Source organism: Streptomyces sp. SAS_272, from assembly GCF_052543235.1.
The window spans coordinates 28,638-49,883 of record NZ_JBMNDR010000009.1 but is presented as its reverse complement, the minus strand read 5'-3'; the positions used below and the strand labels follow the sequence as shown (position 1 = coordinate 49,883).

Genomic DNA, 21,246 nt, shown 5'->3' with positions numbered 1-21,246 from the left:
GCCCCGTGCACACCGTGGACACGTTCGAGATCCACTCGGACTGCCGGCACTTCGCCGGCGGGAGACCCTGCCGCCACTGGCGCCCGTGCCACGGCTGCCCGCATCACGACCCCGTCGATCACCGGGTCCTGATCGTGATGCTCGGCCTGCTGGGGGACATGCTGATCGCCTCCCCCCTTCCCGCGCGGATTCGCGCCGAGAAGCCCGGCGCGCACATCACCTGGCTGGTGGACGAGGCGTGCGCGCCGATCCTGCGGATGAACCCGTACGTGGACGAAGTCCTCGTCCACGACTGGGAGGCCGCCGCCCAGCTGCCGTCGCGCCGTTTCGACGCGGTGTACTCCTTCGAGCGGACTCCGTCCGCGGCGGCGCTGGTCGACCGCATCGACGCCGGGCACAAGGCGGGGCTCGCCTTCGGCGGCCCCGACCACGTCCTGTATCCGATGGGCGCGGCGGCGATGCAGTTCTTCCGGCAGAACACCTGGAACGACTACCGCACGATCGGCAACCAGCAGACGTGGACGGAGCTGTACTTCGCCGTCGCCGGCTACACGTATGCGGGCGAGCCGTACGTCCTGGAAGTGCCGGAGGCCGCCCGGCGGCGCGCGGCCGGGCTTCTCGGGGAGCGGACCGGTCCCAGGGTGTGCCTGAATCTGGGTGGGTCGCTGCCGACGAAGCTGTGGCCGGCGCGGCACTGGGCCGAGCTCGGCGACGCCCTCGTCGACCACGGGGCGCAGCTAGCCGTCCTCGGCGGCCCGAGCGACCGCGACGCGTGCGAGGCCCTGGTGCGGCACCTGCGGCTGCGGGGTGCCGACGAGTCCCGGGTGGCGTACGCGCCGCTCAGCCTGGAGGAGGCCGCCGCGCTGCCGGGCCTGGTCGACGCGGTGGTGACCGGGGACTCCTTCGGCTTCCATCTCGCGCTCGCACACAAGAGGCCGGCCGTGCTGCTGCTCGGGCCGAGCAACGGTGCCGAGGTCATCCCCAAGCACGTGACGAACGTGACCGCGCTGCGCTCGATGCTGGCGTGCTCGCCGTGCGCCCACCAGGTTGCCTGCGGCGGGGTCGGCGGCTGCATGGACACCATCGACGTTCCGGCCGTCCTCAAGGCCACCCTCGACCACCTGACCTGACCACTGTCTGAACCCGCCCCGCGCCGTGGGGTGTTGGGCGACTGCGAGAAGGAGCACACGTTGGGAACCGTGCTGGGACTGGGCGGCCCGTACTACCACGATGCCTCCGCCTGTCTGGTCATCGACGGCCGCATCGTGGCCTTCGCCGAGGAAGAGCGGTTCTCCCGCCGCAAGCACCACAAGGACTCCCGCTCCTGCGCGGTGGCCGCGGCGTACTGCCTGTCCGAGGTCGGCATCACCCTCGACCAGGTCGACGAGATCGCCATCGCGTTCAACCCCGCCTGGCCCGAGCCGAGCGACACGTGTACGGACATGGAGCTGATCGCCGAACTCCTCGACCCCAGCCTGTTCGGCCATCACCGGCCCCGGCAGGTCACCGTGATCGAGCACCATCTCGCGCACGCTGCCTCGGCGTTCCACCCTGCCGGGTTCGACGAGGCCGCCGTCCTGGTGGTCGACGGTTCCGGCGACGGCATTTCCGCCACCCTCGCCCACGGCACTACCAGCGGGCTGAAGGTCCTGCGCCAGTTCCCCTTCTCCCAGTCCCTGGGCTGGTTCTACGAGACGGTCGCCGAACACCTCGGGCTCGGGGACTGGACCAGCTCCGGCAAGCTCATGGGCCTGGCCGGCTACGGCAACCCGAACCGCTACCAGCTGGACTTCCTCACGCCCCAGGCCGGGGGCTACCACCTGGACCTGTCCCGCTACGGGATCCGCCCCGACGAACCGGTCGAGGACCAGTACACCGACCTGCGCTACTACCGGCGTCTGAAGGCCGCGTACGCCGCCGCGTACGCCGGCCTCGGCATCCCGCCCCACCGTCGCGCCCGCACCTACAGCGGGGGACGCGTCGTGCCCGACACGGGCTTTGGGCCCGAGCACGCCGACCTTGCCGCCTCGGCGCAGCACCTGCTGGAGCAGTGCCTGGCCGAGCTGGCCCGCGAAGTCCTCACGCTCACCGGGTCCCGGCGTCTGTGTGTCGCGGGCGGGGTCGGCCTGAACTGCTCCGCCAACGGCCGCCTTGCCGCCCTGCGCGGCGTAGATGAGCTGTTCGTCCAGCCAGCCGCCGGGGACGCCGGGTGCGCCCTCGGCGCCGCCCTTGAGGTCGCGGTGCGGCGCGGCGACCTGACGCTGCCCGGTGAGGCGATGACCACCGCCGCCCTCGGCCCCGCCTTCGACCCAGCTACTATCCGCGCGACCCTCAACGACTACGGCCTGGCCTTTCGCGACCACGGCGACGACCTGCCGACCGTGGTGGCCGGGCACCTGGCGCTCGGGCGCACCATCGGCTGGTTCCAGGGGCGCATGGAGGCCGGGCCCCGCGCGCTCGGCCGGCGCAGTATCCTCGCCGATGCCCACCACACCCGGACCCGCGACCACATAAACGACCGCATCAAGCACCGGGAGCGGTGGCGGCCCCTTGCCCCGGTCCTCCTTCAGGAGGCTGCGGCCGACCTGATCGGTACGAGCGCCCCTCACCCGTTCATGATCGTCGCCCGGCAGGCGACCGGGGCCGCGCACCAGGTGATCCCGGCCGCCGTCCACACCGACGGAACGCTGCGCCCGCAGACGGTCGCCCGGGATGACGCCGCCCCGTACGCGCGCCTCCTCGCCTCGTTCGCCGAGCAGACCGGCCGGCCGCCCGCGCTGCTGAACACCTCGTTCAACCACGAGGCCGAACCGATCGTGTGCACCCCCCGCGACGCAGTCGCCACCTTCGCGGCCAGCCCCCTGGACGCACTCGCCATCGGCCCGTTCCTCGTACTCAAGGAGCAGCCGAACTGACTGTCCGACACCACCCGTTCACGGCCGGTAGGTTGAGGGCCGGCCCCGTGGCCATCATCCGCATCAAGCGAACAGGACCGATTCGCGATGACCAGCACCACCCCTGCCCCTTCCGAACTGCCGGCAGCCGACCGGCTGCGCGCCCAGCACGGCACGGCGCTCACCCTCGGCGAGGACTGCGACCTGCCCGACGACCTCGTGATCGAGCTCGATACCGGCGCCCACCTGACAATCGGCGACCGGGTCTGCATCCGGCGCGGGTCCACCATCCAGGTCCACCGCGGCGCCACCGTCACCATCGGCAACGACGTCGCCATCGGGGAGCACACCTTCATCTCCGCCATGGCCGGCATCAGCCTCGGCGACGGCGCGGCCCTGTCAAACATGGTCGACCTCCACGACCACAACCACCGCGTACGCACCGCCGCGAACGTGCCCACCGGGCAACTCGTGCCGTGGGCGTCCGGATTCGAGGCCGCGCCGATCATCATCGAGCCGGGCGCAACCCTGTCGAACAAGGTCACAGTCACCGGCGGCGTCCGCATCGGGGCGAACGTCCTGGTCGGGGCCAACGCGGTCGTCGCACACAGCATCGCCCCCGACACGGTCGCCGCCGGCGTCCCGGCCGCAGTGCGCCGCCACTTCGACGGCGCCCCCGTCGCGAGCGAGGACCGGCGCACCCTGACCGTGGGGTTCTTCGGGACGAGCATCATGGAACACCTCGAAGCGTTCAACGCGCAGATGACCACCCAGGCCAACCTGCCCGAGGTCGGCTCCAAGGTCACCGTCGAGGGCTGGCATCAGCGCGGCTGGGTGCACCGCCTCACGCTCTCCCTGCGCGCCGCCCACGCCCACATCGGCTTCGACATCCGCAATCACGGCGAGGGAGGTGCCACGAGCCGGGACATCGCCTCCCTCGTGGAAGCTGACAGGGCGACCACCGGCACCGACTACGACCTCGTGTTCCTCGGCTGCGGCATCAACGATGTCTGGCGTCGTTTCCAGAACCGGCTGTCCGAGGCGGTCGACCTCGATGAGTACACCCGGCACATCACCACCATGCTGGAACAGCTGACCGGCTACTCCCGGCAGATCGTCGTCATCAGCGAGACCCCCTTCGGCCCGATCGAGGACCCCGGGACCGTTGCCGCCATGAACACCGAACTCGCCCGCTACAACGAGGCTGCCCGCAAGGCCGCCGCCGCTCACGGCGCACTGTTCCTGGACGTGTGGACCCCGTTCACCGCTGTCGCCCGTCACCTGCCCGCCGACGATCAGGCAGGCGGCGTGTGGAGCGACGGCGTCCACCTCACCGAACTCGGCGACACCGTGCTGCTCCAGCACGCCGAGCGCCTCCTCGCCGAACATCGCATCGTCGACAAGCTCCTGGACTATCCGCTCTTGGAGCGCGACCGCGCACTGACCGCGTACGGCCCGCTGTTTGCCCGCTACCGGCCCGCCGCGTCCTAAGCACTCAGGGTGCCGGCGCTGGTCGGCGAGCGCCAGCACCCCGGCAACCGCCCCGACGCTGTCTACTTTGTCCTTCGAGGGAGTTGATCGTGCCCCAGCTGGGCCGCGCGCACATACAGGCGCTCGCCGTTGCGTTACCCCTGCTTGATGTCGCCCGCCTCCAGGCATGGGGCAGCCTCCTCGCCGGACGACTGCCCGCGGGCGGGCGACTGCTCGTCGCGGGCAACGGCGGCTCGGCGGCCGAGGCCCAGCACCTCACCTCCGAACTCGTCGGCCGCTTCCGCGCCGAGCGGGTGCCCATGTCCGCCATCGCGCTGCACGCAGATTCCTCTTCGGTGACCGCCATCGCCAACGACTACGGCGCCCAGGAGGTCTTCGCCCGGCAGGTCCGCGCACACGGTCGCCCCGGCGACGTCCTACTCCTGATCTCCACCTCCGGCGCCAGCCCCAACGTGCTCGCCGCAGCCCAGGCGGGCCGGGAACTCGGCCTCACCGTCTGGGCGCTGACCGGCCCCGCACCGAACCCGCTTGCCGAGGCCAGCGACCAGGCGGTGTGCGTGGACGCCGAGCAGACCGCCACTGTCCAGGAGTGCCACCTGGTGGCCGTGCACCTTCTTTGCGCAGCCATCGACGCTCACCTCGTCGGGCCAGCCGCGTCCAACGATGAACAGCTGGGCGGCATGCGCCGGCTCGTGGTGGTTGGTGACGTGCTGCTGGACCGCGACATCACCGGCACGGCCGACCGCCTCTCACCAGAGGCCCCTGTACCGGTCATCGCCGACACGCAGGCCATCGACCGTCCGGGCGGCGCCGGACTGGCCGCCGTCCTGGCCGCCCGGGAGCCGGGCTGGCGCGTCACCCTGGTGTGCGGTCTTGGACAAGACACCGCTGGGGCCCGGGTTCGCACTCTGCTCGACCAAGCAGGCGTTGAGGTCGTCGACCTGGCCGCCGCTGGCACCACCCCGGTCAAGACCCGTATCCGCGTCGCCGATCGCACCCTGCTCCGCTTCGACACGGCCACCACCCCGCTGCGGCTCGGCCCGCTTGCGGACATCGCCCGCGCCCGGCTGGACGAGGCTGCGGCCGTGCTGGTGTGTGACTACGGGCGTGGCATCGGCGCACACGACGAACTCCGCCAGGCCCTCACCGACGCGGCCCGCCGCTGCCCGCTGGTGTGGGACCCGCACCCCAAGGGGGCCGAGCCGGTCCTGGGGACGGCCCTGGCCGTCCCGAATGCGGACGAAGCCCAGGCCCTGACGGGGGACAGTGGGCCGCGGGAGCTCGGCGACGACGTCGGGCGGGGCGTGCGGCTTCTGGCCGCGTGGCCGGTCAAGCAGGTCGCCGTCACTCAGGGGCGCAACGGCGCGGTCCTGATTGCAGGCCCCGACTCCCACCCCCTGGTCGTCCCGGGCCGCCCGGCCGCTGGGGACACCTGTGGGGCCGGTGACCAGCTGGCGGTCACCGCAGCCGTGATGCTCGGTGCCGGACGGCTGCCGTCACACGCCGTGGCCGCGGCCGTCGAGGCTGCGACCAGCTACGTCCAAGCAGGCGGCCCCGCCAGCCTGTACGTCCCGCAGTCCGATGGCCCGTCGGCGCCCCTGGAGCTGGCCGCGCGGGTACGAGCGCGCGGCGGGAAAGTCGTGGGAGCAGGCGGCTGTTTCGACCTGCTGCACGCCGGACACCTCTCCCTCCTGCACCAGGCTCGCCGCCTGGGAGACGTCCTGGTGGTGTGTATCAACAGCGACGACTCCGTCCGCCGGCTCAAGGGGCATGACCGCCCGGTCGTCGGTGAACGCGAGCGCGCCGCGCTGCTGGAGGCACTGGACTGCGTGGACGGCGTGCTCGTCTTCGGCGAGGACACCCCCGAGAAGGTGCTGGCCGAGCTCCGCCCCGACATTTGGGTCAAGGGCGGCGACTATGCGGGCCAGCGGATCACCGAAGCCGACCTCGTGGAGAGCTGGGGCGGCGAGGTCGTCGTGGTGCCCTACCTGGACGGTCACTCCACCACCAACCGCATCGACCAGCTCACCCAACAGGCAGGTGCCCGATGATCCCCGGAGGCAACGTATTGGTCACCGGGGCTGCCGGGTTCATCGGCCGACACACAGTGGACGCCTTCCACCTCGCTGGACACCAGGTCACCGCCATCGACTTGCGCCCAGCCCCCGACCACCTTGCCCGCAAGGCCCGCTGGCAGCGCGGCGACTTCGCCTGCCCGGCTCTCCTCGGCGAGATCTCGGCGGGCCGCTACGCCACCGTTGTGCACCAGGCCGGCATCAGCGACACCCGCGCTCCGCACGGACCTGAGCTGGACGAGACCAACACCCTCGGCCCGCTCCGGCTGGCCGACGCTTGCCGCTCCGGCGTCGCCCGCCTGATCTACGCCTCCTCGCACTCCGTCTACGGCACCCTCCACCACCGCACACCGATCGCCGAGGACGCGGACTCTGACCTCTCCCGCTGCTCCGGGCCGCTCAACCCGTACGCCGCTTCCAAGCTCGCCCTCGACCAGCAAATGCGCGCCCGCCACGTCACCGGCCTCGACTGGGTGGGCCTGCGCTATACCAACGTCTTCGGCCCCGATGAAGCCGATAAGGGCCCGATGGCCTCGATCCTGTCCCAACTCCTGCGCCAAGCCGCCCGCACTGGACAGATCCGCGTCTTCGACGACTCCCTGACCGCCGCCCGCGATTACATCCCCGTCGAGACAGTCACCGCCACAATCGTCCAGCTCGCCGAGCAGCCGCCGGTGCCGGCTGGGGCCTACAACTTCGGTGGCGGTTACGCGACGTCCTTCGCAGACGTGGCGCAGTGGTGCGCCCGCTTGCACCGTGAGGCCACCGGCCGACCCCTGCTCGCCGAGCTGGTACCGAACCCGGGCACGGCCGCTTACCAGTACTTCACCTGCGCTGACATGACCGCTCTCGACAAGGCCCTGCCCAACCGGCCGACCATCTCAATCGAATCCATCGAAGCCCGCGCCGCCGAGTTATTCGAGACCTTCCGCAGCAGTGAGACAGAATGAACCGGCGCCGTCCGCCCCGACAACAGGCGCTGGTCGGCCGCGCCGACGGGCGGTGTTCCTCGACCGCGACGGCACCCTCACCGAGCCGCGCCACTATCCCTCCCACCCCGACGAGCTGGTCCTACAGCCGGATATCGGCTTGCCATTGCGCGCCCTCCAGCACGCTGGCTTCGCCCTGGTTGTCGTCACGAACCAGAGCGGGCTGGCGCGGGGGCTGTTAGACACGGCAGCGTTGGACGCGATGCACCACCGACTCCGCGCTCTCCTCGCCCGACACGGGGTCCGGCTCGACGGCATCTACGCCTGCCCCCACCATCCGGACGGCACGGTGCCCCGATACCGCAGGGTCTGCTCATGCCGGAAGCCCGCCCCCGGCATGCTCCACCAAGCCGCCCACGAGCTCGATCTCGACCTCTCCGCATCTTGGATGATTGGCGACTCCTCCTGCGACATCAACGCCGGCCACAGGGTCGGAACCCGTACCGCACTCGTCGGCTCCCAGCCGCTGCCCGATGTGACGCCGGGCGTGCATCGAGCGACGACCTCCGACACTCTCTACCAAGTGCTTCGCTGCTTCCTCGCTGGCCGCTAGCGAGAAGGCGCCTCGTGCCACCGCGGCACCGAGCTCGGAGAACGTGCGCGAGTGGTGAGCACGGGCGACCTCCTTTCAGGACGTGCTCTGTCAGCCAGTCCTCGCAGGCGGGATGGTCCTTGGCCATCCACTGGTGCGGCCCGCGCCACTCACCGCGCCAGTTCCTCCAGCCACGGATGCCCGGGATGTACGAGCGTCAGCCACCCACTGAGGACATCCCGCCGCGCCCGTCCCAGCAGCGGCAGCACTCCGGCGAAGTCCGCCTGATCCTTGGGGCGTGTCGCCTTGGCTTTGAACAGCAGCACCAACTCCGGTATCAGGTACGGGACTCCGTCCGCCGTTCGCTCAATGATCGCGTCGTACGGCAGCCGCAGCCTCTCGTCCCGCCGGAAGAGCCACGTCTCGCCTTCGTGCGGCTCGCGGAAGACGTCGAACAGGAACTGGCCGCTCGCTGGATCCCGCAGCCAGGTCTGGTGCGTGGCCGCCAGCGCCTCGGCTCCCGCCCCTGACCAGACCCGCCCGGAACCCACCGGGTCAAACACGTACTCGGGGAAGCGGTGCCGAATCTCCGGGAACCTGGCCGCGGGCACCGCGATCTCCAGATCGCCGTGCGGCCGAGACTGTTCTCCGCGAAACAGATCCAGCGCCCACCCTGCCGCGATGCACCAGGGCGCGCCGACCCCGTCCAACCGCTCAGCGACTTGTTCCGGACGCCAGGCATCCGCCCAACGGGCCTCCACTTCGTCCACATCGAGCACGGCGCCACCGGGCGGCAGGGATTCGGCCATCGGCACAACCTACTGCCGCAACCCCACCCGGGTACGGCCTTTTGTCGGCACTGGAACCAGGCCCGCTACTAGGACGGATACGCCTGCATCGCTTGATCTCCTTGGTCACTTTGGAAGAACCGATCCCTACCCTGTGACTTCCCGCGCTGGCCATGCCCGGAGGCGTTGCTCGGGGAACTGTCGCGTATGCGGAAGGTCAGAGCACGCTGTGGCGCCACCAGGTCGACGTTCTGTGCAATTAAGTCGCCGTGTCGAGCCCCGCGTCGGCGCTTTCCTCTACGCGCACTGTGGTCGTAATTTTCGGATCATTGTGCTGAAACCCCCTAGCACCGAATGGGACCGAGGTCCCGGGGGAGGGCGGCAGAATGCTTCTCCTCCGCTATCCGCTGCTGGTCCCGGTGCAGGGCGTCCGCTCGGTCCGCGGGGGTGACGGCCTCGCCGAGGGCGATCGCCGCTGCGCTGGTGACGGGAGTCAGCGAGTACCGGACGGGAGAGCGGCTGGACCGCGTCGGTAGGTGCAGGCGGGCGACACCGGCAGGGAGCTCGGCACGCAGGGCACCGTGCCAGCGGATCCACAGTGCGGGGCGCCCCCGGAGGGCCTCGTCGCGGAGCTTGTCCACGGCGGTGCTGTCGTCCTCGCGGTCGATCTCCACGGCGACCGGAGGGGCCTCCTTGCGAACCAGGCGGAGATCCAGGTAGGCGGACCAGGGCGGCGACCAGTAGATGCGGCAGCCCCCGTTCATCTGGCGAGGCGGGTCGATGTAGCGCATTGGCGCTTCCCATCTGCTCCGCCAGCCTGACGCCTTTGCCCACCCTGCCACTGCGCGGGTGATGCATAGGGTTGCCTCCTTTCCCGTCAGACCGGTGAAGGCGAATCGGGTCTCGGACAGGTACGCGCGTAAGGCGGCGGCGAGGATCTCGGACTCGCCGGCCGCCGTCAGTTCGAGGGCCATCCGCTGATTCTCCGCCCGGGCACTGACAACGACCGGGGCGCAGCTGCCGAACAGCGGGACCGCGCACGGACGTCGTTGCTCAACCGGTCGTGGGTGGTGGTTCTCCGGAAGCACACCCTCCCGATCACTGGGCGTACCTAGGGGCCTCTGCAACGCGGCGAGCTGCGGTACCGGAGGCGAGGGCCAGGCAAGACCTGGAAGGGACCAAGACGTTGGTGTGCTGGACGGCGTTGAGGAGCAGCTTGTTTCGGACAGCAGGGAACGCACGCCTGGCCAGAACTGCAGCCGTGGCAGCTCTTGCTGGTTGGATAGGACGCGCCGAAGACTCCGAAGAACTACTACAACGAGTGGAAGCTGCGACAACACGGCCTCGCCCAACGCCCTTACTGCGCAGGCTAGATAGACTCATCGGAGTCCGGCAACGGGCACCCGGGTCGCTGCGGTCACAGGCGGCAGGTGGAGTGGATTCTTCATGCCCCGGGAGGCTCTGTAATGCCGTTTGCGTCCGCTTCTGCGCTTCGCCCGCGCGACGGAACCCTCTCCGTTCCTGCGCCCACCAAACCGGCGCTCTGGCTCGCGACGGAGGCGCATGCTCTTCAGCGGTCCCGCCTCTGGGAAGCCGCCTCTTCGCTTCCGGCACTGTCAGCCCTCCTCCGCCCGTTGCGACATGCCGGCACGGAGAATCCGTTGCCGTATCGCTCCGTGATCGGGCTTCACTTGGTGTTGGTCCAGGAGGACCGGGTGCTGCTCGGCCTCCGTGCTGGCACCGCCTGGTGCGACGGCTGGTGGCACGTCCCCGCGGGCCATCTCGAAGAGGGCGAATCCTTCCTCGCGGGCATGGTCCGTGAGGCTCGCGAGGAACTGGGCATCGCCCTCGCCGAGGAAGACCTGGTGCTCGCGCACACCGTCCATGACCACAACCCCAAGACTCGCGAGAGCCGTCTCCAAATATTCTTCACTGCCACGCAGTACGCCGGGCGGCCGTACGTCGCGGAACCGGACAAGTGTGCGGAGCTGCGATGGTGGTCGCTCTCGGCTCTGCCGGAGAAGCTGGTGCGTTACACACGCCAAGCCCTGGTCTGCATTCAGCGGGGTCAGAGCGCGAGCACGGTGGGGTGGCCCGATGCCTGCTGACGACGGGCGCGAACCTGCAGGACTGATGGCGCCGCAGGACTATGCGCGCTCACGCGCGGCCTTCTGGGGCGGCGCCGCGGTGCTGTTCACCGATACGGAGGGCAAAGTCCTGGTCCTCGATCCGGCGTACCGGCCGGGCAAGCTCCTGTTGCCCGGCGGAGGTGTGGACCAGCCGGAGCTGCCCTCGGACGCGGCGGTGCGAGAGGTGACCGAGGAGCTTGGGCTGTCCGTCCGCGTACACCAACTGTTGGCAGTCGACTGGGTCAGCAAAGCCAATCCGGAGTACGCAACGGTATATGGCTTTCCTGGTGAAACGGTCTCCATTTGGGACGGTGACGTCCTGGAGGAGAGCGACATCGCCCGGATTCGCTTGCCCGAGAACGAGATCACCTCGTTCCACTTCCTTCCGCCGACGCAGGCCGCACGCCGGATGCGCCCGATCGAGAGGCGACGCATGCTCGCTGCCTTGCGTGCCCGGATCGACCGTGCCGGACCCTCCGTGCTGGAGGACGGTGAGACCATCGGGCTCGGACAGGCACTGCAGCGATTGGACGTCGTCCCGCGCATTGCGATCGGCTACCAGGACATCGCCTGGCACCCGGCCATGGAGCCCGCTGCCGGCCTTCCCGTGAAACAAGCGTGGGTGTGGGCCTTCGACCCGCTCGGCCGGGTCGTCGTCCTCGTGGATCCGCGCGACGGCCATGTCGTCTTGCCAGGCGGAACGGTCGAAACGGACGACGACGGGCCGAAGGCGGCAGCACTGCGTGAAGCCGCCGAAGAGGCGGCTCTGCGCCTGCACGATGCCACCTACCTCGGCTACCTCCTCGATCCGGACGGTGCGGTCTACGGCCCAGGCACCGGGGCGAACGCCCGGGCACGGTACATCGCACGCATCGACTCCCTGGGGCCGACGGCACCGGATGTCGCGACCGGCATCACCTACAGTCGGCTGCTGGTCAGCCCGGCGCAGGCGAGCGAGCTGCTCGGCCTCGGACGCGCCGGAGTCGAACAGGCCGAGTACGCGGCCCGAACGGCGGCAGCCCGCTGGGGAATTCCGCTGAGCCCGCCGCAGGCCGCGATCGAGATCCCCCACACGGGCATGGCGGCCCTCCTGCCCTGACGTCCGCACGTGACGCGCCACCTTCGTGCCGGAGTCCTGCCGGTGCGATGCCCTGCACCCGCCTTTCTGGCCCTGGAGGAGGACTTTCATGTCCGGCGAACCTGACACCACCGAACAGACTGTTGGCAGCCCTGACCGTGTGGTCACCGACGAGCAACGGGCGTACTGGGCCCAGGTCGAGGCGCCCATGGCCTCCTGCACTGCCCTGATCACCGATGCCGACGGCCGGATTCTCGTGGTCGACCCGACCTACAAGGACGGCTTCGACATGCCCGGCGGCATGGTCCAGGCAGACGAAACGCAGATCGAGGGCCTGGAACGTGAACTGGCCGAGGAACTCGACCTCACCGGAGTGCCGATCGGCCAGTTCCTCGTCCTGGACCAGGTCCCCGCTGCCCGATATGGGCGGGCCATGGTCGTGACGGTGTTCCACGTGGGTCCCCTCACCGACCAGCAGACACAGTCCCTGCGCTTCGCGGACGGGGAGATCGGCGCCGCCGAGTTCCTCCCCATCGAGGAGGCCCTCGCGCGGCTGCCGCACCGACTTGCCCGCCGTATCCAGGCGGCGCACGCCGCACTCCTTGCCCGTGTGCCGGCCGTTCTGATCGACGGCAAGTCCCACGTCCTGTCCAGCTCGGCCGTATCGGCGGCGCGATGAAACGGCTCCTGAAACGGGTCTGGAAGACGGAACAGACCGTCTCCGAGTCCGAGGTCGTGCTCTTCGGCGGGGCGCTGCGCTACGACTTCGGATGGGTGCGCCACGAGTACGCGCGATTGGACACCAAATTCGGGCAGGCCGCCCGGATGGTGCCGGCGCTGGTGGGCAGCACCCTGCGCCTGGCCTGGCAGGCGGACCGCCGTGCCCTGTTGACCATCGGGATCGCCGAGGTGGGCCAGAGCATCACCCAAGCCGCCGGGCTGCTGGTCACCAACCAGGTGATCCAAGCCCTGCTCGAGGACGGAGACAACGTCTCCCGGCTGCGCACCGCACTGCCAGTCTTGATCGTCGGCTGCATCATCGCCGTGGTCGGCACCGTCCTGGCTTGCCTTTCGACGGCGGGCACCGGGCGGCTGGAACCGAAAGTCGAGAGGCTTGCCACCGAACAGTTCCTGGAGGGCGCCGCCCGCGCGGAACTTGAGGCCATCGAAGACGGCGAGTTCCGCACGCTCCTGGACTCGGCGTACTTCGGCGCCCAGTCATCCCGCACCATGATCGGTGTCTGCGTGGCCGTGGTGAACGGATTGTTCTCCCTCGTCGCCGCGGCTGGCGTGGTCACGGTCCTCAGCCCCGTACTGCTGCCTCTGCTGCTGCTCATCGCGCTGCCGCGTGGCTGGGGCGCCATGCATGTGGCCCGGCGTCGTTACGCCTCCCGGATGCAGTGGATCGAGCACGAGCGGGCCAAGCGCCTGGTCAACAACCTCATCACCGCCCGGGAATCTGCCACTGAGATCCGCGTTCACCAGGTTGGCCCCTTCCTGCTCGATCACTTCCACGAGATGGGCCAGACCGCCGAGGCCGAACAGACCCGCCTCGCCGACGGCCGCGCGGTCACCGAACTGATCGCCGCGGCCATGGCTGGCCTCGCATCGGCGGCCACGTTTGCCGGCCTGGGCGCTCTGTGGCTGACCGGCCACATGAACGCCGCCACCGTGGCCACGGCCGCGCTCGCGATCCGCACCGGCTCAGCAAGCCTCGGCGCCCTCGTCGACAACATCCTGCGGCTGCACGAGGAGTCCCTCTACGTCCGCGACCTCGACCACTTCCGTGACGAAGCCGAACGCCGGGCTATCCCCACAGGCGGCCAGCCCGTGAACGACTTTCCCGACCAGGTCACCTTCGAGAACGTGTCGTTCACCTACCCCGACCGCGACACTCCCGCTCTGCAGGAGGTGACCCTGACCTTCCCGCGCGGGGCCGTCATCGCCCTGGTCGGCGCGAACGGCAGCGGCAAGTCCACCGCGGTGAAGCTCCTCGCCGGATTGCACCGGCCCACGGCCGGCCGCGTCCTGTGGGGGCAAACCGATCTCGTCGAGGCCGACCGGGTGGACATCTTCCGGCACGTGGCCGCTCTCGATCAGGGCTTCCAGCGCTGGCCCTTCACCCTGCGAACCAACATCCAGATCGGTCAGCCGGAACGCAGCGCGGACGACGACATCGCCCGCGCTGCCGCCTACTCGGGCGCCGACAAGCTCGCCGACACTCTTCCCCGCGGTCTGGGCACCCTGCTGGCCCGGCAGTTCCGCGGAGGCCAGGAACTGTCCGGGGGACAGTGGCAGACGGTCGGGCAAGCCCGGCTGCGGCACCGGCAGGCGAGCCTCGTCATCGCCGATGAGCCCACCTCCGCCCTCGACCCCGAGGCCGAGATCGAGTCCTTCGAACGCATCCGCCGCCTGGCCGACGAAGGCAAGACCGTCGTGCTGGTCAGCCACCGCATGGCCGGCGTCCAGCACGCCGACATCATCTATGTCCTGGACGAGGGACACCTCGTGGAGAGCGGTTCCCACCAGGAGCTCATGGCGCGGCCTGATTCCCAGTACCGGCGCATGTACCTCATGCAGGCCAACCAGTACGGCACCGCCGCGCCACTGGTGCTACCGACTCCCTCGGCCAACGGCGAATCACATGCCGCCAGCACCCCCGACTGACACCCACCACCCGCCGCGCACCGCCCGGCCCGGTGCGCGGCGGCCTAGCAAATGGGCCGCCGACCCGCTGTGGAGCACGCTGCGCGACCTGCTGGGCTGCCTCGGCGTGATCGCGGCCGGCCTCGCCATCACCACGATCGTCACCCTCCTCACCTCCCACTTCCCCGACCACAGGATCCGTCCGTGACCCACCTCCCGCCCAAGCTCGTCATCGGAACCCGCGACTCCGACCTGGCCCTGGTCCAAGCAGCCCACGTCGCCGGACTACTTGAACACGCCTTCCCCCAAGTCGCCGTCCACGTGACCCCGATGAAAGCCGCCGGCGACCTGCACCAGGGACCTCTCGCGGAGATCGGCGGCAAGGCCGCCGGGGTACGCGAGCTCGACCGGGCGCTGGCCACCGCACGCGTCGATGTCACCGTCTCGTGCGCCAAAGACCTCCCCGGCCCCCACGAGCGCGGAACCGACACCACCATCGGCGCCGTCCTGCCCCGCGAAGACGCCCGGGACGCCCTCGTCCTCCCGGCAGGCCAACCCGCCGCCACCCTGGACGACCTCCCCGCCGGAAGCATCCTCGGCACCAGCGCGCCCCGCCGCATCGCCCAACTCCGCACCCGCTACCCCCACCTCACCATCCAGCCGGTGCGCGGCAACCTGATCCCCCGCCTCGCCCGTCTCGATGCCGGCGAAGGCGACAAGCCGCTCGACGCCCTCGTGGTCTCCTATGCCGGACTGTGCCGGGTGTCCCAGGCGGACCGTGCCACACAGCTCATCCCGGCCTTGGTGCTGGCCCCGGCCACCGGTGCGGGCATGCTCGTCGTCGAGCAGCGAAGCGGCGACACCATCGCCGCCCACCTCGTCGACGCCATCAACGACCCCGCCCCCGCCCGGCTGCTGGCCGTCGAGCGTGGCGTCCTCGCCCAGCTCAAAGGCAACTGCCAGACCGCCTGCTCAGTCCACGCCTACTACACCGACAAACCCCACCGGATCAAAGTCGACGCTGCCGTCTTCCACCCCTCCCACGGCGATGCGATCCGCGTCGCAGCCACCGGACCGGCCGATGACCTCGGCGGCCTCGTGGAGAACATCACCCAGCTGCTGCACGGTGAAGGCGTCGAACGGTTCCTGCCGCGCTGACCCGTGCGGCCCCGGTCGCCAGCGGGAGCCCAACACGGGACGAGACACCGCACGGGGGGTTCGTCACAGCCACACCTATGAGAGGAGTTCGCGCTGCACTCACTCTATGTAGCGAACTGGGTGTCCGGCGTATGGTCCGCCCGGCGCAGCGCGCGATGCACTGGGGCGTGAACGAGTGGTGCTGTGCTGACGCCGAAGCGCCGGGGTGCGCCTGTCCCCGTCCTGCAGCGTCGGCAGGTGGCCGCGGATGCATCGTCTGAGGTTCTGTGCTGTCCTGAAGAAAAGTGCATCGGTGTGGGTGCGAATTAGAATTGGTGCGCTGTGCTAGGAGTCAGCGACGGTCATTCGCCTTGCACGAAGGCCGCGTCAATGCCTGTGGGTCCAAGACGGACGGCCAGTAGTCCGCCTCGGGGTACGCGATAGGGAATGGAGAACAACACCTTCCCGCGAGGCAGCGTCAGGGGAATTCTCGGGCCCTGGGGTGTTGGGATCGCTGCTTGGAGTGCATGTCACTCCGGCGTCTGAGTACCTGTCCAAGGAGCACATGAGCATGGCCGTCGTCACCATGCGGGAGCTGCTGGAAAGCGGCGTCCACTTCGGTCACCAGACCCGTCGCTGGAACCCGAAGATGAAGCGCTTCATCTTCGCCGAGCGCAACGGCATCTACATCATCGACCTAATCCAGTCGCTGTCGTACATCGACCGCGCCTTCGAGTTCGTCAAGGAAACCATTGCCCACGGCGGCAGCGTCCTCTTCGTCGGCACGAAGAAGCAGGCCCAGGAGGCCATCGCCGAGCAGGCCACCCGCGTGGGCATGCCCTACGTGAACCAGCGGTGGCTCGGCGGCATGCTGACCAACTTCTCGACGGTCCACAAGCGCCTGCAGCGCCTCAAGGAACTCGGTGAGCTGGACTTCTCGGACGTGGCCGGCTCCGGCCTGACCAAGAAGGAACTCCTGATCCTCCAACGCGAGCACGACAAGCTGGAGAAGATCCTCGGCGGTATCCGCGACATGACTCGCGTTCCCAGCGCTGTCTGGATCGTGGACACCAAGAAGGAGCACATCGCGGTCGGTGAGGCCCGGAAGCTCAACATCCCGGTCGTCGCCATCCTCGACACCAACTGCGACCCCGACGAGGTCGACTACAAGATCCCGGGCAACGACGACGCGATCCGCTCCGTCGCCCTGCTCACCCGTGTGATCGCCGACGCGGTCGCCGAGGGCCTCATCTCCCGTTCCCGCCTCGCCATCGGTGACAAGGGCGAGAAGGCCGCCGCCGAGCCGCTCGCCGAGTGGGAGCGCGACCTGCTCGAGGGCGAGAAGAAGGCTGACGAGGCTCCGGCCGCCGAGGTCGAGGTCGTCGCCGAGGTTCCGGCCGCCGCTGAGGGCGATGTCCACGCTGAGTCGGTGACTGATGAGACGTCGGCCCGTCGGGACGACGACCTTCGCGAGGCGCGTTCCGACGTGTCGGTGCTCATTTCGGGAGGAAAGGGTGGTGGCCCTCGTGATCCGGGCAGCCACCCCCCGGCAGTCGGGCCGCCCGATGAAGAGGGCGAGGGCCGGTCCGACGGCGGAGACCCAGGCTCGGCTGGCGGCCCGAGCGATGCGGAGCTAGCCGAAATCGACGCGCAGCTTATCAACTTCTGGGTCACGGACGCTCCTGCAGATGGTGACGGCCCACTGCACGTTGCGCACACCTACACGGGCTGCTTCCAGGTCGGCGCGGACCGCCCGGAGAACCTCGCCAGCGGAGATCGTAAGCTGCCAGCAGAGGACATCCCGGCCGCCGGACTGAACACCACCTGGCTGGTTTGGTCCACGACCGTGGCACTGGACGTGGCCGAGGGCGAGGGGAACCGCGTTACGGTCTCCGCCACTCAGGCCATCGACCGTACCCAATGGATGGCGCAGTTCGAACTGCTTATCCCCGCAACTGGTGAATCCGAGCCGCGGCTGCTCACAGTTGCCCCGTTGGTGGCCGGCGCAGCCCGGATTGACGTGATGGTCCTGATCGGTGACGACGTCTACCGTGAACTGGTCATCGAACTGCTGAACGTTGATAACCGGCCCCTGCCCGACAGCCCCGTCAGAGGCGGATCGGCACCCGAAGAATCAACGGGCTCCGCCCCATCACCGGGCGGCCCAATGCGGAGCGCCGTCGCTCAAGCGCCGCCCCCGCGTGGCAACCCCAGCAACGCGTCGATACGTGCGCCCTCACCATCGAACTGTCGCCGCCCTCGCGCGCCCCAGGCCCGGCCCTGGAGGGCAACGACGGTCACAGCCAGGCGCATCTTGCCCGCCGCGCACACGCAACTCCGGCCCCTGCACCGATGGCAGGAGCCCGGCGCCACCCTGACACTGGTCCTGGGGCCACACGCCAGGTGGGATCTGGAACGCGGCCGGGGCGACACCGCACAGCACACCTGGGGGGACACGGAGTGGAATCCCGACAGTTCCGACGTCCTGCCGAACATCCTCACCGCACGGGAAGCCCTGGACCGGGTACGAGAGTTCAACTCCGACCGGGAGAACACCATCGACCCAGCGGACCTCTCCGCGCGCCTGGAACGCTTCGAGCCCACGCAGGACTGGACTGCCGTTACTGGCACGCCCACCGGACAAGCCCTGGCCGTCGGGGAGCAGAGCGCCTTGACCCACGAGATGCGCGCACTCGCCTTTAGCGGCAGCGAGCTCTTCGACGCCCTTTTCCCGCCGAGCAGCACACTGCGGGCGAAAGTGGATGCTCTTGGACCGGGCGACAACCTGCGGATCATCCGGTCTCCGGCCGGGCCCTCCCTCCCTCACGTCCCCTGGCCGCTGCTGTACCGCGGCGAAATCCCGGCCGCAGGTACCGCCGTTGACCCGCAGAGCTTTCTCGGCATGCGCTTGCGGACGGCGGATCTGGTCAAGACCTGTGAAGCCGACCGCTCTCTGACACCTGAGGCAATACGAGCTCACCTGCTGTATTGGGGAGGCGATGAGACGGAGGACGAGGCTCGTAAGCACCGATCCGAGCTTGACTCCTGGTCGCCTTTTTTCTTGCCTACGGGAGTTGCCCAGCGCAAAGAGGAGCTCTCCGCCTTCCTAAGCTCACCCGAACCACGTCCGGTTTCCCTGATCTACCTCTTCTGTCAGTGCTCGACCGGCTCAGGCGCCGCGCCGGTCCTGCGGTTCGGCAGCACCAACAGGACCGAGGATGTCCTGGAGCTCATGGACATGGGAAGAGCGGACCTAGTGGACCAGCCGCTGGTGTTCATCAACGCCTGTGCCACCTCCGCAGCGGACCCGAACTTCACCAACCAGTTGCAGTCGCTGTTCCTGCGGCGGGGCTGCCGGGCGTACATCGGCACCGAGTGCAAGGTCCCGACGGGCTTCGCCGCGCGGTTCGCGACCGCCTTCTTCCACTTTCTCTATCTCCACGACTCAAGCGGCAGAACGATGGCGGCGGGGGAAGCCTTTGCCCAAGCCCGGAAATTCTTCTGGGACGAGTACCGCAGTCTGGGCGGCCTGTACTACAGCTATGTGAACGACGATCGGATATACGTCGCTCGCTCTGAGGAGGTGGCGGCGCTCCGCTAGCCCGCCCCCTGCTCCCGCCAATCGCCAACCAAGGGATGCACCCGTGACCGGCCCACAGTACGAAATCGACATCGCCACACGGTTCCTGGCGGGGGACACCAGCGCACGTCTGGATCTGATACGGGATCAGGACGCCACCCCGGTGCTACAGCGCCTGCTCGGTCCAACTGCCTTTTCCGAGCTGAGCGCACTCGCGGCCACTACCGGCAGCCCGCACCTGGCCGCTGACGGCCCCACGAACCTGGTGTTCGTCCCTGGTGTCATGGGGAGCGCCCTGGCAAGCGAGGGGATCGGCGGGATCTGGTGGCTTGACATTCGCTCTCGCCAGTCTCGCAAGCGCATCGACGACCTGGGTCTGTCTCCCGACGGGCTCGCCGACACCCATGCTTCATTCCGGATCACGCCCGTTGCTGTCGACATTTCATATGAGGGATTCCTCGTCGCTGCTCTCCGGCGGGACGGCATCCATCACATGCCGTTCCCTTACGACTGGCGCAAACCGCTACTGACGAGCGCAGACCGGCTCTACGAGAAGCTGCTGGCCGAGCGCGACCAGGGGCCCGGCCACAACCCGATCCATCTGGTCGCCCACAGCATGGGCGGGCTCGTCGTCCGTACCGCGCTGATGCGCCACCCTGAGATGTGGCGACATATCGGCAAGATCGTCTTTCTGGGCACGCCGCACTACGGCTCACCTGCCATCGGCGGCTATCTCAAGAACCACTTGTGGGGCTTTGACATCCTCGTCCTGATCGGCCGATACCTTAGCCGCAGCACCTTCCGTTCGCTGTGGGGCGTACTGAGTCTGTTGCCCGCACCTGCCGACATCTACCCGGAGGATTCAACGTCCGACGGGACCGCCCGGGACGTCGGCGAATACCCGCACCCCTGCGCGAACTTCGACCTGTACAGCGCGCCAGCATGGCGGCTCGGTCTATCCACAGCGGAGGAGCTGCGACTACAGACCGCCCTGAACGCCGCCGCCCACCACCATCGCGCCCTGCATAACTGGCATCAATCCCTCGGCCAAGACCTTCGCGATCGGATGGCGGTCATCGCGGGGACCGGCTACCGCACCCTCTTTCGACTCGCATACGTCAAACCCTTCGGGTTCCGCTGGGAACATATGGAGCGCGTCACCGAACGCACTGCGGGGGATCCCCACCGCGAGGGCGACGGCCGGGTGCCGCTCGCCTCCGCACGACTCAACTTGATTGGCGAGACGCGATACGTGAAGGGGGAGCACAGCCGCCTGCCGAATCTCACAACCGTGCAGGAGGATATTTGGCGCTTCCTGACCGGTCGACCTATGCAGTTGCCCACCACGCCGGCAGCGGCACTCAGTGGCCATCTGGGCGAGGACCCCGCCCCCACGGGCTCATGGGGGGCCATCGGCCACGCCCCCGATGATCCCGGCTACCTGAACCTGGTCGCGCCCACTCCAGAAGTGCTCGCTGATCTGGAGAGCGCGCTCGACGCGGGCTGCCTGCCAGATCTCATCCACGCCCGATTGCTCTGAACTGTGCTCCTCTTGCCGGTGTGAGAGACGGCTGAACGACCGACACCAATGCCAAGCTGTGCGGTTGAACAGGTGGAGGTCGTCGCGGGAGAAGTGGCATGGGTGCCAGCGACCCGCAGCTCGGCGGTGGGCAGGAATGTCTGTCCGGCGCATTTCTGACGGGCATTAAACGGTGGGGTCGGGTATTGGGACTTCCTGAATACCCCACCCGTTGTGGATTTGTACTGAGAGGCTTCCGCATGTAGATGGTGGGCGTCGCGTGCGGGGTTACTCGTATTCGGCGGCGGTCGGTTTGGTGATCCACTCCGGCGGTACAAGGACTAGTTGATCTTGGAGGCGTCAGTCCATCTGTAGTCGCAGCTCCTCC

At 68.9% G+C, this 21,246-nt stretch carries 16 protein-coding genes and 2 pseudogenes; 16 read left to right on the top strand and 2 right to left on the bottom strand.

What is annotated here, in order from left to right; translation table 11 throughout:
* Nucleotides 1-5: 5 nt before the first annotated feature.
* The 7 genes and pseudogenes from ACN6LD_RS08730 (at nucleotide 6) to ACN6LD_RS08700 (ending at nucleotide 8,002) form a co-directional block, all read left to right on the top strand.
* Nucleotides 6-1,130, top strand: a complete 1,125-nt coding sequence (locus tag ACN6LD_RS08730; protein WP_269649355.1) for a glycosyltransferase family 9 protein — start codon at nucleotides 6-8, stop codon at nucleotides 1,128-1,130.
* Between the two features lie 69 nt (nucleotides 1,131-1,199).
* Nucleotides 1,200-2,915 (top strand): carbamoyltransferase family protein, encoded by a 1,716-nt coding sequence (locus ACN6LD_RS08725; protein ID WP_445042847.1) that lies wholly within the window; start codon nucleotides 1,200-1,202, stop codon nucleotides 2,913-2,915.
* Nucleotides 2,916-3,002: 87 nt separating this feature from the next.
* A complete protein-coding gene (locus tag ACN6LD_RS08720) occupies nucleotides 3,003-4,385 on the top strand; it encodes a GDSL-type esterase/lipase family protein (protein WP_445034263.1) in 1,383 nt (460 codons plus the stop codon).
* Nucleotides 4,386-4,468: 83 nt separating this feature from the next.
* Nucleotides 4,469-5,935 (top strand): annotated as a pseudogene (locus ACN6LD_RS08715) (PfkB family carbohydrate kinase); the annotation flags it as partial.
* Between the two features lie 12 nt (nucleotides 5,936-5,947).
* Nucleotides 5,948-6,436, top strand: coding sequence for a D-glycero-beta-D-manno-heptose 1-phosphate adenylyltransferase (gene rfaE2 / locus ACN6LD_RS08710; protein ID WP_445042846.1), 489 nt, complete (start codon nucleotides 5,948-5,950; stop codon nucleotides 6,434-6,436).
* Nucleotides 6,433-7,410, top strand: a complete 978-nt coding sequence (locus ACN6LD_RS08705; RefSeq protein ID WP_445034264.1) for an NAD-dependent epimerase/dehydratase family protein — start codon at nucleotides 6,433-6,435, stop codon at nucleotides 7,408-7,410. Before rfaE2 ends, ACN6LD_RS08705 begins: the two co-directional genes overlap by 4 nt.
* Nucleotides 7,411-7,462: 52 nt before the next feature.
* Nucleotides 7,463-8,002, top strand: coding sequence for a D-glycero-alpha-D-manno-heptose-1,7-bisphosphate 7-phosphatase (locus tag ACN6LD_RS08700; RefSeq protein WP_445034265.1), 540 nt, complete (start codon nucleotides 7,463-7,465; stop codon nucleotides 8,000-8,002).
* Between the two features lie 149 nt (nucleotides 8,003-8,151).
* Here the strand turns inward: ACN6LD_RS08700 and ACN6LD_RS08695 are convergent, their stop codons facing one another.
* Together ACN6LD_RS08695 and ACN6LD_RS08690 are read right to left on the bottom strand one after the other, a co-directional pair.
* A complete protein-coding gene (locus ACN6LD_RS08695) occupies nucleotides 8,152-8,790 on the bottom strand; it encodes a nucleotidyltransferase domain-containing protein (RefSeq protein WP_445034266.1) in 639 nt (212 codons plus the stop codon).
* 323 nt (nucleotides 8,791-9,113) lie between these two features.
* Nucleotides 9,114-9,560 (bottom strand): hypothetical protein, encoded by a 447-nt coding sequence (locus tag ACN6LD_RS08690; RefSeq protein WP_445034267.1) that lies wholly within the window; start codon nucleotides 9,558-9,560, stop codon nucleotides 9,114-9,116.
* An 885-nt stretch (nucleotides 9,561-10,445) separates the two neighbouring features.
* Between ACN6LD_RS08690 and ACN6LD_RS08685 the strand changes: the two genes are divergently transcribed.
* The 9 genes and pseudogenes from ACN6LD_RS08685 (at nucleotide 10,446) to ACN6LD_RS08645 (ending at nucleotide 20,879) form a co-directional block, all read left to right on the top strand.
* Nucleotides 10,446-10,877, top strand: a complete 432-nt coding sequence (locus ACN6LD_RS08685; RefSeq protein ID WP_445034268.1) for an NUDIX hydrolase — start codon at nucleotides 10,446-10,448, stop codon at nucleotides 10,875-10,877.
* Nucleotides 10,867-11,997: an NUDIX domain-containing protein gene (locus ACN6LD_RS08680; protein WP_445034269.1), complete on the top strand. Its 1,131-nt coding sequence runs from the start codon at nucleotides 10,867-10,869 to the stop codon at nucleotides 11,995-11,997. Before ACN6LD_RS08685 ends, ACN6LD_RS08680 begins: the two co-directional genes overlap by 11 nt.
* Nucleotides 11,998-12,085: 88 nt before the next feature.
* Nucleotides 12,086-12,655 carry an NUDIX domain-containing protein gene (locus ACN6LD_RS08675; RefSeq protein ID WP_445034270.1) on the top strand — a complete coding sequence of 190 codons (570 nt, stop codon included), beginning with the start codon at nucleotides 12,086-12,088 and terminating at the stop codon, nucleotides 12,653-12,655.
* Nucleotides 12,652-14,643, top strand: coding sequence for an ATP-binding cassette domain-containing protein (locus ACN6LD_RS08670; RefSeq protein ID WP_445042831.1), 1,992 nt, complete (start codon nucleotides 12,652-12,654; stop codon nucleotides 14,641-14,643). Before ACN6LD_RS08675 ends, ACN6LD_RS08670 begins: the two co-directional genes overlap by 4 nt.
* A complete protein-coding gene (locus ACN6LD_RS08665; protein ID WP_164784874.1) occupies nucleotides 14,621-14,830 on the top strand; it encodes a hypothetical protein in 210 nt (69 codons plus the stop codon). The genes ACN6LD_RS08670 and ACN6LD_RS08665 overlap by 23 nt, the downstream gene beginning before the upstream one ends.
* Nucleotides 14,827-15,780, top strand: a complete 954-nt coding sequence (hemC, locus tag ACN6LD_RS08660; RefSeq protein ID WP_445042830.1) for a hydroxymethylbilane synthase — start codon at nucleotides 14,827-14,829, stop codon at nucleotides 15,778-15,780. Before ACN6LD_RS08665 ends, hemC begins: the two co-directional genes overlap by 4 nt.
* Nucleotides 15,781-16,330: 550 nt before the next feature.
* Nucleotides 16,331-17,177, top strand: a pseudogene (gene rpsB, locus ACN6LD_RS08655) (30S ribosomal protein S2); the annotation flags it as partial.
* A gap of 506 nt (nucleotides 17,178-17,683) precedes the next feature.
* The gene (locus ACN6LD_RS08650) at nucleotides 17,684-19,360 is read left to right on the top strand and encodes a CHAT domain-containing protein (protein WP_445042845.1); all 1,677 of its coding nucleotides are present in this window, start codon (nucleotides 17,684-17,686) and stop codon (nucleotides 19,358-19,360) included.
* Between the two features lie 43 nt (nucleotides 19,361-19,403).
* Nucleotides 19,404-20,879, top strand: coding sequence for an esterase/lipase family protein (locus ACN6LD_RS08645; RefSeq protein ID WP_445034272.1), 1,476 nt, complete (start codon nucleotides 19,404-19,406; stop codon nucleotides 20,877-20,879).
* The last annotated feature ends 367 nt before the right edge of the window (nucleotides 20,880-21,246 follow it).